Annotated in this window: 9 protein-coding genes and 1 pseudogene; 5 read left to right on the top strand and 5 right to left on the bottom strand. The window is 71.5% G+C overall.

The features are described from left to right. Positions 1-301 precede the first annotated feature (301 nt). Positions 302-877, bottom strand: a complete 576-nt coding sequence (locus VFZ70_18135) for a hypothetical protein (protein ID HEX6257735.1) — start codon at positions 875-877, stop codon at positions 302-304. Between the two features lie 80 nt (positions 878-957). Next, entirely contained in the window at positions 958-4,437 is a 3,480-nt protein-coding gene (gene metH, locus VFZ70_18140; protein ID HEX6257736.1) for a methionine synthase, read from the bottom strand. Positions 4,438-4,533: 96 nt separating this feature from the next. Here metH and VFZ70_18145 point away from each other — a divergent pair, with 96 nt between their 5' ends. Further along, positions 4,534-4,974 carry a hypothetical protein gene (locus VFZ70_18145; GenBank protein ID HEX6257737.1) on the top strand — a complete coding sequence of 147 codons (441 nt, stop codon included), beginning with the start codon at positions 4,534-4,536 and terminating at the stop codon, positions 4,972-4,974. A 68-nt stretch (positions 4,975-5,042) separates the two neighbouring features. Here VFZ70_18145 and arfB read toward each other — a convergent pair whose 3' ends face one another. Next, positions 5,043-5,471, bottom strand: coding sequence for an alternative ribosome rescue aminoacyl-tRNA hydrolase ArfB (gene arfB / locus VFZ70_18150; protein HEX6257738.1), 429 nt, complete (start codon positions 5,469-5,471; stop codon positions 5,043-5,045). 100 nt (positions 5,472-5,571) lie between these two features. On the opposite strand from arfB, the gene VFZ70_18155 reads away from it, so the two are divergent. Then, positions 5,572-6,876, top strand: coding sequence for an MATE family efflux transporter (locus VFZ70_18155; GenBank protein ID HEX6257739.1), 1,305 nt, complete (start codon positions 5,572-5,574; stop codon positions 6,874-6,876). 273 nt (positions 6,877-7,149) lie between these two features. On the opposite strand, the pseudogene VFZ70_18160 reads toward VFZ70_18155, so the two are convergent. Continuing rightward, positions 7,150-8,460: pseudogene (locus VFZ70_18160) on the bottom strand (MFS transporter). 135 nt (positions 8,461-8,595) lie between these two features. Next, entirely contained in the window at positions 8,596-9,201 is a 606-nt protein-coding gene (locus tag VFZ70_18165) for a M23 family metallopeptidase (protein ID HEX6257740.1), read from the bottom strand. Positions 9,202-9,623: 422 nt separating this feature from the next. On the opposite strand from VFZ70_18165, the gene VFZ70_18170 reads away from it, so the two are divergent. From VFZ70_18170 to VFZ70_18180, 3 genes are read left to right on the top strand one after another with little or no spacing between them, the layout of a single operon-like run. Next, the gene (locus VFZ70_18170; GenBank protein ID HEX6257741.1) at positions 9,624-10,391 is read left to right on the top strand and encodes a 3-hydroxyacyl-CoA dehydrogenase; all 768 of its coding nucleotides are present in this window, start codon (positions 9,624-9,626) and stop codon (positions 10,389-10,391) included. Positions 10,392-10,441: 50 nt separating this feature from the next. Then, the gene (locus VFZ70_18175; GenBank protein ID HEX6257742.1) at positions 10,442-12,013 is read left to right on the top strand and encodes an AMP-binding protein; all 1,572 of its coding nucleotides are present in this window, start codon (positions 10,442-10,444) and stop codon (positions 12,011-12,013) included. Then, positions 12,006-13,061, top strand: coding sequence for a phosphotransferase family protein (locus VFZ70_18180; GenBank protein HEX6257743.1), 1,056 nt, complete (start codon positions 12,006-12,008; stop codon positions 13,059-13,061). The genes VFZ70_18175 and VFZ70_18180 overlap by 8 nt, the downstream gene beginning before the upstream one ends. Positions 13,062-13,076 lie beyond the last annotated feature (15 nt).

The following is a 13,076-nucleotide window of genomic DNA, read 5'->3' on the forward strand; positions in this document are numbered from 1 at the left end:
CCCAGCGTAGGTTCACCGCCGCGTCGTCGTAGTGACACGAACCCGGATTTGGGCACTGGCCGCGCACCGGTCGGCACATGTCCAGAAGTACATGTCATCATCTGGACCAACTGGAACACCGATCGCGAACAATGACGCTTTGTACCAATGGACGACGGCGATGGCACGCGTACCGCATTGATGACGTCGTGTCCAACAGGTCACTGCGCGCGTTCACAACAAAACGCGGCGTCACGTGGGATTGACCCCACATGACGCCGCTCGTGTCCAGGGGTGCCTCCGCAGCCAGAGGCGACCCGTCCTACGCGCCGCGCTTGTACAGCGTCGGTGCCCGGCCCGGTCCCGAGTGATCGGGATCGGCGCCTTCGTCCGACACGCTGCCGGCAGCGACCTCCTCGCTGATGACCCGGCGGACGACAGCGGCTGAGGCGCCGCTGCGCTCCTGCAGGTCCTTGACGGTGAACTGGCCGGTCGGGATTGCAGCGCGCACCTCATCGGCGCTCACGCGGCTGCGCGAGGTCGACCGCGTCGAACTCGATCGACTGGTGCTGCGACGCCTGCTGCCGCCGCTGACGCCGCGGAACCCGGCGCGCCGCAGCGTCGCGGCGGGCACGCCCTCGGCGATGAAGGCGTCCGCGCTGATGCCGGTGCGGTCGGCCCACGCCTTGGCGTGCTCGACGAAGCGCTCCTCGTAACCCTCGAGCGACGGGGTCTCGCTGTCGAGCAGCTTCTGGCGCAGCTGCAGCCGCTCCAACTCGTCGTTGGATTCCTCGAGCTTGGCGTTCAGCGAGGCGATGGCTTCATCGTCGCGCAGAGCGTCGGGGTTGCGGATGGACAACAGATAGTTTCGAACTGCGGATTCCTGCGTGCTCGCCATGGTTCATGCGTCCTTTGTAACGAACCCGGGGGCGGGTCAGGCCAATTGGGCATTGGATGCCCGAAATATAGCACCAGTTGCTATCGCGCGTTGAAGTAACGCGCCTGCGGATGGTGCACGATGAAAGCGTCAGTCGACTGTTCCGGGTGCAACTGGAAGCTTTCCGACAGTTCCACCCGGATCCGCTCTGCTCCGAGCAGGTCGACCAGCGGCGCGCGCAGCTCCAGGTCCGGACATGCGGCGTAGCCGAACGAGTAGCGTGAACCCTGGTAGCCCTGACGGAACAGTTCGCGCGGGGTCGCCGCGTCGGCGTCCGCGATGCCGAGCTCGGCGCGGACCCGGGCGTGCCAGTGCTCGGCGAGTGCCTCGGCACTCTCAACGCCCAACCCGTGCAGGAAGAGGTAGTCGGTGTACCGGTCCGCGGCGAACAGTTCGGCGGCGCGCGCACTCACACGGTCGCCGACCGTCACACACTGCAGTGCGATCACGTCACGCTCGCCCGACTCGACCGGGCGGAAGAAGTCGGCGATGCACAGCCGCCGCTCACCCGACTGTCGTGGGAACGACCAGCGCGCGACGACGCTGTCCGAATCGGGAGCGTCGTAGATCAGCACATCGTCGCCGTCGCCGTTGCATGCGAAGTACCCGTACACCACCTGCGGTGCCAGCAACGACTCGGTCCGGGCCAGCTCGAGCGTCGAACGCAGCGCCGCCTGGGCGGCCGTGGTGTCGTCGCGACCGAAGCCCCACTGGTTGCGGAACAGCGCCGTCGTGTTGAGCAGGGGCAGGAGCGCGTCGAGCGGGACGCCCCGGTGCACCCGCGAACCCCAGAACGGGGGGATCGGCACGGGGACGTCCGTGCGGACTTCCGACCGTCGGCGGGTGGCTGTGGTCGGACCGGCGCTGCGCCGGGTCCGTCGGGGCGCGCGCCGAGCCGGCTCGCCACGCCCCCACGCCGGCAGCCTGGCGCCGGTCGACCGCTGCGTGGCGAGCTCGTCCATGACCGACAGACCGGCGAACGCGTCGCGGCAGTAGAACAGCGGGCCTGCATAGCGACCGCGCAGGTCGTCCTCCACGTACGACCGCGTCAGAGCGGCTCCTCCGAGCAGGATCGGGTACTGGTCGAGCCCGCGCCGGGTGAGCTCGTCGAGGTCGTCACGCATGACGACGGTCGACTTCACCAGCAGGCCCGACAGGCCGATCGCATCGGCCGAGAACTGCTCCGCCGCATCGATGATCGCGTCGATCGGCTGCTTGATGCCGAGGTTGCACACCTCGTAGCCGTTGTTCGTGAGGATGATGTCGACGAGGTTCTTGCCGATGTCGTGCACGTCGCCCTTGACGGTCGCCAGGACCACGCGCGCCTTGCCCCCGGCGTCAGCCTTCTCCAGGTGCGGCTCCAGGTGCCGGACGGCGGACTTCATCGTCTCGGCGGACTGGAGGACGAACGGCAGCTGCATCTGGCCCGAGCCGAACAGATCCCCGACCGTCTTCATCCCGGCCAGCAGGTGCGTGTTGATGATGTCCAGCGGCGCGATGCCCGTCGCCATCGCCGCGTCGAGGTCGCCGGGCATGCCGTCGCGGGCACCATCGACGATGCGTCGCTCGAGTCGTTCCTCGAGCGGGAGCTCGTCGAGGTCGTCGCGGTCGTCGTGAGCCTCCGACGCCCCCTCGAAGTGCGCCATCAGCTCGTGCAGCGGGTCATACCCGTCACGCCGGCGGTCGTGGACCAGGTCGTCGCACAGGCGCCTGGCCTCGTCGTCGATCCGGTGCAACGGCAGGATCTTGCCTGGATGCACGATCGCCGCGTCGAGACCGCTCTGGACGGCGGCGTGCAGGAAGACCGAGTTGAGCGTCTGACGTGCCGCCGGGGCGAGGCCGAAGCTGATGTTGGACACGCCGAGCACCGTGTGGCAGCCGGGGATCTCGGCCTTGACGCGCTCGATGGCCTCGAGCGTCGCCAGTCCGTCACGGCGCAGCTCCTCCTGTCCCGATCCGAGCGGGAAGGTCAGGGTGTCGAAGATCAGATCGGACGTCGACAGGCCGTACTCGTCGACCGCGATCTCGGCGAGGCGGTGACACACCTCGACCTTCCAGTCCGCGGTGCGCGCCTGGCCGCGCTCGTCGATCGCGAGGGCGACCAGCGCCGCCCCGAACTGCCGGGCGAGTGCGAACAGGCGATCGGCCTTGCGGCGCCCGTCCTCGAGGTTGACGGAGTTGATGACGGCGCGACCGCCCAGCCGGCGCAGGCCCGCCGCGACCACGTCGACCTCTGTGGAGTCGAGGACCAGCGGCAGGGTGGAGCGGGTCGCGAGCCGGTCGACGACCTGCGCCATGTCGGCCACGCCGTCGCGTCCGACGTAGTCGACGCAGACATCCAGCGAGTGGGCACCACCGCGCACCTGGTCCTTCGCCATCTCGGTGATCGCGTCCCAGTCCTCGGCGAGCAGCAGCTCCCTGAACCGACGTGACCCGTTGGCGTTGAGGCGTTCGCCGATGATGTGGAACGACGTGTCCTGGTGCAGCGCGGAGGGGCTGTACAACGACGCGATGCTCGGCGTGACCACCGGTGACCGCAGCGCGGGCTCCAGCGGGCGGCAGCGCTCGACGACCGCCGCGACGTGGTCGGGGGTCGTACCGCAGCATCCCCCGACCACACGTACACCGAAGTCGGCGACGAAGTCGGCGTGGGCGTCCGCAAGCTCGTCGGCCGTCAGCTCGTAGTGCGGTCGACCGTCGACCATGCGCGGGATGCCCGCGTTGGGGATCACGAGGATCGGCAGCGGGCTGTGACGCGACAGGTGGCGCAACGGCTCGCGCATGTCGGCCGGACCCGTCGCGCAGTTCAGTCCGAGCAGGTCGATGCCCATCGGCGTCAGTGCGGCGACGGCCGCGCCGATGTCGGTGCCCAGCAGCATGGTGCCCAGGCCCTGCTCGATCGTCACCGCACACATCAGCGGCACACGGACACCTTCGGCGTCCATCGCCTCCTGGCTCGCCCAGATCGCGGCCTTGGCCTGCAGCAGGTCGTAGCACGTCTCGACCAGCAGCGCCTGCGCGCCGCCTGCGAGCAGGCCGCGCGCCTGCCTGCGGTAGCCAGCGACCGCGGCGTCGTAGGTGATGTGGTCGGACGCGGTGGGGTCCTTCGCGAGCGAGAGCGTGGGAGAGCGGGTGCCCGGGCCGATCGAGCCGATGACCCAGGGTCCCGCGTCGCGTTGCGACCGCACGTCGTCACACGCCGCGACGGCGATCTGCGCCGCGCGGGTGTTGAGGTCCTCGCAGTCGTCACCGAGGCCGTACTCGTCGAGCACCCAGGGCGCACCGCCGAACGTGTTGGTCTCGACCGCGTCGCAGCCCGCGGCGAGGAACCCTGCGTGGACGTCCGCGACGACGTCAGGACGCGTGCGCACCAGCATCTCGTTGCAGCCGTCGAGACCGCCGAAGTCCTCGCTCGACAGCTCGCGGTCCTGCAACGACGTACCCATCGCACCGTCGAGCACGACGACGCGCTGACGCATCACGTCGAGCAGCGTGTCCGCAGCAGCCTGATGTCGGGTCATTGGTGGATACCGCCAGAGGATCGAATGAAGGGCGGGACGCGACCAATCATCGTACGCACGTCGGCGCGGCTGCACCGCCGCGGAGGTTCAACAACGGTGGTTGGGCGTCGACTCGCGGCTACCCTCTTCGGCGTGTTCCGTCGCAAGCGCATGCCCGCACATCTGGTGGAGCCGTGGACGGCGTTCGTCTCACAGGCCCAACGCGTCGAGGACGCGCGGCAGGCACTGCTCGGGTGCCTGCCCGTCGGTCGGGTCGACCCGGCACCGGTGCCGGTCGGTCTCGACCTGCTGCGCGACGAGTTGCGGGCGATCGACGGTGAGCTCGACGCCTGGCGGGCGCCCGCGGTGGAGGCGCAGTGGCTCGCCTGCCGCGCCGCGTTGGCGGAGTCGCTCGATCACATCGAACCGACGCGCGCAACCGCGGCCGACACCAACGAGCTCGAGGAACTGCTGGACGCCGTGACCGACGTGGTCGAGCCGCTGGATGTCTGGCAGGACGCCGAGCGCCACTGGCGGTCGCTGCGGGTACGCCACTGAGGTCGCGCGAACCAGGCGGAGGACATCCGGCACCGCGTCCCGGCGCGCTCCCGCGTGGCGGCCGCGATCTAGCCTGCGTCGGGCGGGCGTCGCAGCCGCTTGCGTTCGCCCCGGCGCCGCTTGTCCTCGCGGCGCTTCCGCCGCTGGGACCGCGGCACCCGGCTGGGGATGCGCCGCCGGCGCGGGCGGAGCGCGTCGTTCAGCAGGTTGCCCAGCCGCTCGATGACGGCCTCACGGTTGCGCACCTGGGAGCGGAACTCGCCCGCCCGCAGCACCAGGACGTCCTCGGCGGTGAGACGTGAGGCGAGCGCATCGCGGACGCGCGCCTTCTGGACGTCATCCAGCGCCCGGCTGCCGGCCACGTCGAACCGGAGCTCCACCTTGGTCGCACTGGTGTTCACGTGCTGACCGCCGGGGCCGCTGGACCGGACGAAGCTCATCTCCAACTCGTCCACGCCGATCACGGTGCCGTCCGCGAGCACCAGGTCGTCGGTCACGGTCTCTCCCGTCGGGGATTGCGGCGCGCGCCACCGTAGTCCCCGAACGGCGGTGCATCTGCCAGCGCTCGCGCGGACGCGACTGACCTAGGGTGGCGCGATGCGTCTCGCCTCAGTCGATCGGGAGATCGTCGGGCTCGCGTTGCCCGCGATGGCGGCACTGGCCGCGGACCCCCTGCTCAGCCTGGTCGACACCGCACTGGTCGGCCGCCTGGGCGCGGTCCCGTTGGCGGGCCTGGGCGTCAGCGTGGCGCTGTTCACCCTGGCGTTCTTCGGGTTCAACTTCCTGACCTACGGCACGACCGCCGAGGTGGCCAGGCTGCGTGGCGCCGGACGCGACCGCGAGGCGGCGACCTACGCGCTGCAGGCGCTGTGGCTGGCGGTGATGCTGGGCGTCGCGATCACCGTGGTGTTCGAGCTCGCGGCGCCACTGCTGCTCGCGCTGATGGGTGCGAAGGGTGACGTCGCGGACGCGGCCGAGGTGTACCTGCGCATCCGCGCGCTGGCGTCGGTGCCGGTGCTGATCGTGCTGGTCGGCCACGGCGCATTCCGGGGCGCGAAGGACATGCGGGCGCCGCTGTGGATCACCGTCGCCGTGAACGTCGGCAATGCCGTGGTGAGCTGGGCGCTGATCTATCCGGCCGGGCTCGGCATCGCCGGTGCCGCGATCGGCACGTTGATCGCGCAGACGGCCGGCGCATTGACCTTCATCGCGCTCGGGCGCCGACGGTTCGCGCCGCCCACGGTGCGCATCGACCCGACAGCGATGCGACGGATCGCGTCGATCTCCCGTGACCTGTTCCTGCGCACCGCTGCGCTGCTGTCGGGCATGCTGGTCGCGACCGCCGTCGCCGCCCGCATGGGAACGGTCACCGTCGCCGCACATCAGATCGCCCGCGAGCTGTGGACCATGCTCGCCCTGGTGCAGGACGGGTTCGCGATCGCGGGTCAGGCGATGATCGGCACCGCACTGGGCGCGGGTCTGATCGACGAGGCACGGCGCGCGGCTATGCGCCTCGCGGGATGGGGCACGGGGTTCGGCTTCGTCGTGGGCGGCGCCTACCTGCTGGCAGCCCAGGTGCTGCCACGGGTGTTCACGACCGATGCCGCCGTGCTGGCGGCCGTCGCCACGGTGTGGGGCATCGTCGCCCTGCTGCAGCCGATCGGGGGCGTGGTGTACGTGCTCGACGGCATCCTCATGGGGGCCGCCGACTTCAGGTTCCTGTGGTGGTCGACCACGCTGGCGTCACTCGGCGGGCTGGTCCCGGTCTGCGTGCTCTCATTGTGGTTCGGCTGGGGGCTGCGCGGCATCTGGATCGGCATGGTCGTCATGATGGTGATGCGGGCGGTGCTCACCGTCCAGCGGCTGCGTTCGGGCGCGTGGGCGGTGGTGGCGGAACGCTGACGCCGGCGGATCGGTGGGCGGTCGGCCGCGTCGGCGGTGCCGCGCGGGCGCGAGGTGGCGGCGGAGCGCGATGACCGGCAGGACCCCCGCGGCGATCACCAGCGCGCCGGCGACCGCCGCCGTGGTGAATCCCGCCGTGATCGCGTCCGCGACCGCCGACGAGGTGACGTCGGCCGTACCGGCGAGCAGCTCACGTACCCGTTCCATGTCGCCGATGCGCTGGCCGACGACCAGCAGGATCGTCGCACCGCCCAACGCCGCGCCGACGGTGATGCCCTGGTTGCGCAGGAACTGGTGCGCCGCCGTCGCGCGCCCCAGCTCGTCGTCGTCCGCGACAGCGCGCAGCAGGGTCAGCGCGGCGTTCGTCGCACCGCCGACGCCCACGCCCTGCACGGTCAGTGCTGCGAAGATCGCCCACAACGACGCGTCGGCGGACGCCAGGCCCGCGACGACGGCGGCCGCCGGGGCCGAGATCGCGAAGCCGCCCAGCACGACGGATGACTCGGCCACCCGGTCGAGCACCTTGGACGACGCGTTCGCGCCGCTGGTCCAGCCGACCGTGAAGAACAGCACCGACCAGGCGGTCACGGCGGTACCCGCACCGCGTCCGCCCTGGACGTACAGCGGCACGAACGTCGCGACCGCCACGGCGCCGGTCAGCATCAGCGAGATCGACCACGCCAGCGGACCGAACGGCGAGGACACGACGTGCCGCGGACGCAGCACGGCGTTCCCGCGGTGCCGCGCGCGGCGCAGGTACAGCCACCCGACGACGCCGGCGATGGCGGCACCGGCGACCGACCGCGGACCGAGCGCATCGACACCCAGCAGCACCGCCGCGGTGAAGAGCGTGACCAGCACCAGGCCGCCGACGTCGGGCGGTGTCCGACGCGCCGTGCCGACGGCCGGCAACGCGCGCCACCCTGCGAGCAGCGCCACGAGTCCCAGCGGCAGGTTGACCAGGAAGATCCAGCGCCACGAGCCGATCGTCAGCATCGCAGCCGCCAGCGCGGGGGCCGCCACGCCCATGACGCCCCAGACGGTCGAGTTCAGCGCGAACGCCCGGCCCACCAGCTCCCGGGGGAACACGAGTCCGACCGCTGCCAGCCCCACCGCGATCGTTGCGCCTGCGCCGGCGCCCTGGACGAGCCGCGCGGCGATCATCAGCGGCATCGAGGCGCTCAGGCCTGCCGCGACACCGCCGACGGTGAACGTCGCGACCGCGACGCGGAACACCCGGGACACGCCCACGCCGTCGATCAGCGCGCCGCTGGCGACGGTCGCGACGCCCGACGTCAACCCGAAGGCGGTGATCACCCACGGCAGCAGCTCGATGCTGCCCAGGTCGGCGGCCACCTGTGGGAGGGCGGCGGTGACCGCCAGGCCCTCGAAGGCGGCGAGCGCCACGGTCAGCAGGATCGCGACGGCCGCCGCGCGGTGTGCGGGCACGAAGATGTCGCGCATCGCTGCCGGACGTGGCGGCGACGTCTCCGCGGGTGGGTTGGTGGACATCGGCGGGGCTGCCTTCGCGGCGCGCGGTGGAGACGGCGAGCGGTCGCCCGGGGGTGCGCGGGACCCTCGCATCTGGTCCCAGGATGTCCGCTGGCGCACGGCCCCGCCTGGGCAGGGGCCACCCACATCGCACGCGGGTCCCGGAACGCGGTTCCTCGGAGGCGCCGGGGTCGGTGTCGTCAGCGCGTCACCGGCCGCGGCCTGCCGTCAGCGCCGGGCCGGCAGGATCTCGAGAGGATCCAGTTCCTCGCCGCGGCCCGCCATCTCGAAGTGCAGGTGGGGTCCCGTGGATGAGCCGGTCGATCCGACACGACCGATGATCTGACCGCGCCGGACCCGCTGTCCCCGGCGCACCAGCAACTCGGACTGGTGGGCCGCCCGGGTCGTCAGACCGCCCCCGTGTGCGATGTCGGCGGTGTAGCCGTAGCCGCCCTTCCAGCCGGCGAACCGCACGGTGCCGTCCTGCGCCGCGCGGATCGGCGTGCCGGCGGCCGCAGCGATGTCGATGCCGCGGTGCAGTCGGCCGCCCCGTGGTCCGAACGGTGACGTCAGCCGGCCCGTGACCGGCCAGGTGATGGCGTCGCCGGTCGTCGCCGACAGCAGGCGGGACGGTTCGGCCAGCGCGGTGGCCTCGTCGCTGCCGGCGGCCGTGCGTCGCGCCCGCGTGTCGTGTGCCGTCGGCTCCGGCGAGGGTGGTGGGACGTCGGTCGGTGGCGTGTCCGCGGCGGCGGGCATGGTCAGCAGACCCGTGCACATCGCGGAGGCCAGGGCCGCCCCGGCCAACGATCGACGGGTGCGCAGTGCGGTGGTCACGTCGGTTCGTCCTGTGGTCGTGCGCACCATCGTGCGCAACGGCGAAGGATCGACCTCCGAGAGGTCGATCCGGCATGTCATCTGGTTGCGTCCGCGCGCGTGCGCTGCGGGCAAGCGGGCGATGCTACCGCGCGATAGCCAGCCTGCAACCGGGAGATGGCCGGTCCCTACCGCTGGGCGGTGGCGATGCGCGGCGGCGTCGCGTCCGTGGGTCGGGCGCTCCGGGACGCCGGCGCTCGCGTGGCCACCGACGCTGACACCAGCGACGTGCCCGCGTGGATCACCGCGCACCGCGAGGCGCTCGAATCGTCGAACGCTGCGCGGGCGGGCCATGCGTGCACGATACGGACGCCCCGCGGGTGAGACGCGACGGGCAGGGTACGGACGGTGCGGGGCACGGCCGAAGGAAGAACGGAGTTCAGGTGGACCTCGACAACGCCACGTTCATCGTCACGGGTGGGGGATCGGGGCTCGGCGCCGCCACGGCACACGCCCTCGCCAACGGTGGCGCATCCGTCGTGCTGGCGGACGTCGACGCCGAGGCCGGCGCCGAGGCCGAGGCCGCGATCGGCGATCACGCCAGGTTCGTCGAGACCGATGTCACCGACGGCGCCAGCGTCCAGGCAACGGTCGACGCCGCCATCGACGCGTTCGGTGGTGTCCGGGGGCTGGTCAACTGCGCGGGCATCGCGACCGCGACGCGTGTCGTCGGTCGCGACGGACCCCAGTCGCTCGACGAGTTCACGCGGGTCATCCACGTCAACCTCATCGGCACGTTCAACGCCATCCGTCTGGTCGGTGCCGCGATGATGGACAACGAACCGGACGCGGTCGGTGAGCGTGGCGTGATCGTCAACACGGCATCGGTCGCGGCGTTCGACGGGCAGATCGGCCAGGCCGCGTACTCGGCGTCGAAGGGTGGCGTCGCCGCGATGACCCTGCCGGTGGCCCGCGAGTTTGCGACGCACGGCATCCGTGTGGCGACGATCGCGCCGGGGATCTTCGACACGCCGATGATGGCGGGTCTGCCAGAGAAGGCCCGCGAGTCGCTGGGCGACCAGGTGCCGTTCCCGAGCCGGCTGGGCCGTCCCGACGAGTACGCGGCGCTCGCGCTGCACATCGTGGGCAACCAGATGCTCAACGGCGAGGTCATCCGTCTCGACGGCGCCATCCGCATGGCGCCACGGTGAGCGGACGCGCTCTGCGGGGAGGATGACGGCATCGAGCCGGAGGAACCACAGTGACCGCGCCGACCACGTCGTTCTCCTACGAGCCGCTGACCCCCACGGCGTTCCTGCGGCGGGCCGCGCACGTGTTCCGCGACCGTACGGCGGTGAGCGACCGTGGCCGGGAGCACACCTACGGGCAGTTCTGGTCACGGGCGACCCGGCTGGCCGGCGCACTCGCCGGATCGGGCGTCACACCGGGCGAGCGGGTCGCTGTGCTGGCAGCCAACGGGGCGCTGCTGCTCGAGGCGCACAACGGCGTGCCGCTGGCCGGTGCGGTGCTGGTCCCGCTCAACACCCGGCTCAAGCCCGCGGAACTGGGTGCGATCCTGTCGCACGCCGGCGCCGTGACGCTGCTGCACGACGACACGCTGGCCGACGTCGCGCGCGAGGCCGCCGCGGCGGCGGAGCACGACGTGCGGCTTATCGGAAACGCAGCGAACGGCGACGACTACGAGACGCTGCTCGAGGGCGCGGACGAGCTGACGGTGGCCGTCGACGAGCTCGACGTGCTGTCGATCAACTACACGTCGGGCACGACCGGGCAACCCAAGGGCGTGATGTACTCCCACCGGGGTGCGTACCTGCAGTCACTCGCCATGGCGCTGCAGGCGCAGCTGCAGCCCGACAGCGTGTACCTGTGGACGCTGCCGATGTTCCACTGCGACGGCTGGTGCTTCACCTGGGCCGTCAACGCCGCCGGCGCGCAGCACCTGTGCATGCCCCGCTTCGACGCCGACGAGGTCTGGCGCCTCATCCGCGAGGCCGGCGTCACGCACCTCAGCGCCGCCCCGACGGTGCTGACGATGATCGCCCACGCCGACAGCGCGCGGGACGGCCCGGCCCCTCGACCGATCCACGTCGACACCGGCGGGTCGCCCCCGTCGCCGGCGCTGCTGGGCACGCTGAACGATCTGGATCTGCGCGTCGCCCACCTGTACGGGCTGACCGAGTCGTACGGGCCGGTGATGATCTGCCAGTGGCAGCCGGAGTGGGACGAGCTGCCGGCCGACCGACGCGCTGAGCTCCTCGCCCGTCAGGGCGTCGCCAACGTCGTGGGCGAGCGGCCACGGGTCATCGATGACTGCGACACGGATGTCGCGGCCGACGGCAGGTCCGAGGGCGAGGTCGCGCTGCGTGGCAACAACATCATGCTCGGCTACTACCGGGACGACGAGCAGACGAAGCAGGTCACCGCGTCGGGATGGTTCCGGACAGGGGACGTCGGCGTGATGCACCCCGACGGCTACGTGGAGCTCACGGACCGGCGCAAGGACATCATCGTCTCCGGCGGCGAGAACATCGCCTCGGTCGAGGTCGAGCGCGTGATCGAGAGCCACGACGCCGTGCTCGAGGCCGCGGTCGTCGGCCGGAACGACGAGACGTGGGGGCAGGTGCCGGTCGCCTTCGTCACCGTCCACGACGGTCGGGATGTCGACGCCGACGCCGTCATCGCACACGTCAAGGAGCGGATCGCGAACTACAAGGCGCCGCGTGAGGTCCACTTCTGCGACCTGCCGAAGACGTCGACCGGCAAGATCGAGAAGCACGTGCTGCGCGACCGGCTGGGAGGACGTGATGGCTGAGCAGGACGGCGGCACCGACGTCCCCGGCATCGACCGCCGCAACCTCGAGGCGTGGTGGCGTGGGCACGTCGATGCCGTCGATCCACCCCTGTCGTTCTCGCGGATCGAGGGAGGTCTGTCGAACCTGACCTACGAGGTGTGCGACGCTGGCGGGCGGCGCTGGGTGCTGCGTCGCCCCCCGCTGCACGGCGTCATCCAGTCCGCGCACGACATGGCGCGTGAACATCGGATCATGGCGGCGCTGGCCGGGTCGGGCGTACCCGTCCCGCCGATGATCGGCCACGAGGACGACGCGCGGGTGACCGGCGCCGAGTTCTACGTCATGGACTTCGTCACGGGGCCGGTGTACCGCAACGTCGAGATGGTCGAGACCACCACCGACCCGGCGTTGCGCGCGAGGATCAGCGAGGCGATGGTCGACACGTTGGTCGACCTGCACGCCGTCGAACCGGATGCGGTGGGTCTGGGCGACCTGGGCCGCCGCGAGGACTGGTGCGCCCGTCAACTCCGGCGGTGGCGACGCCAGTGGGAGCATGTGGCAACGCGCGAGCTCCCGCCGTTCGTGGAGGTCCACCGACGTCTGGGTGCCGCCATCCCGCCGCAGCAGGGCTCGGCCATCGTCCACGGCGACTACCGCCTCGACAACGTGATCCTCACCCGGGACGGTGCGGTCGCCGCGGTCGTCGACTGGGAGCTGTGCACGCTGGGCGACCCGCTCGCCGACCTGGGGATCCTCGGCGCCTACTGGGTCGATGCCGACGACGACGTGCGGTCGCTCCCGCAGGCGGCGACCCACCTGCCGGGCTTCGCGGACCGCGCCGACCTGGTCGCCCGGTACGCCCAGCGCTCCGGCCGCGACGTGTCGCAGTTCGACTACTACCTCGCGCTCGCCTACTGGCGGCTGGCGGCGATCCTCGAGGGGGTGTACGCGCGCGTCAGCACGGGTGCCTACGGCCGGGACGCGCCGGAGGACATCGAGGCGATGCCGCAGCGCGTCGAGGACCTCGTCGACGCGGCGCTGGCGGCGACCGACCGGGCCGGGCGCTGATCGGGCAGGGCCGGG

The sequence above is a fragment of the Euzebyales bacterium genome, from assembly GCA_036374135.1.
In the GTDB taxonomy this organism is placed as follows: domain Bacteria; phylum Actinomycetota; class Nitriliruptoria; order Euzebyales; family JAHELV01; genus JAHELV01.

Bases quoted from the DNA above. Each gene is read 5' to 3' on its own strand.
- metH (HEX6257736.1), bottom strand. From the start codon at position 4,437: ATGACCCGACATCAGGCTGCTGCGGACACGCTGCTCGACGTGATGCGT.
- VFZ70_18180 (HEX6257743.1), top strand. From the start codon at position 12,006: ATGGCTGAGCAGGACGGCGGCACCGACGTCCCCGGCATCGACCGCCGC.
- VFZ70_18155 (HEX6257739.1), top strand. From the start codon at position 5,572: ATGCGTCTCGCCTCAGTCGATCGGGAGATCGTCGGGCTCGCGTTGCCC.
- VFZ70_18135 (HEX6257735.1), bottom strand. From the start codon at position 877: ATGGCGAGCACGCAGGAATCCGCAGTTCGAAACTATCTGTTGTCCATC.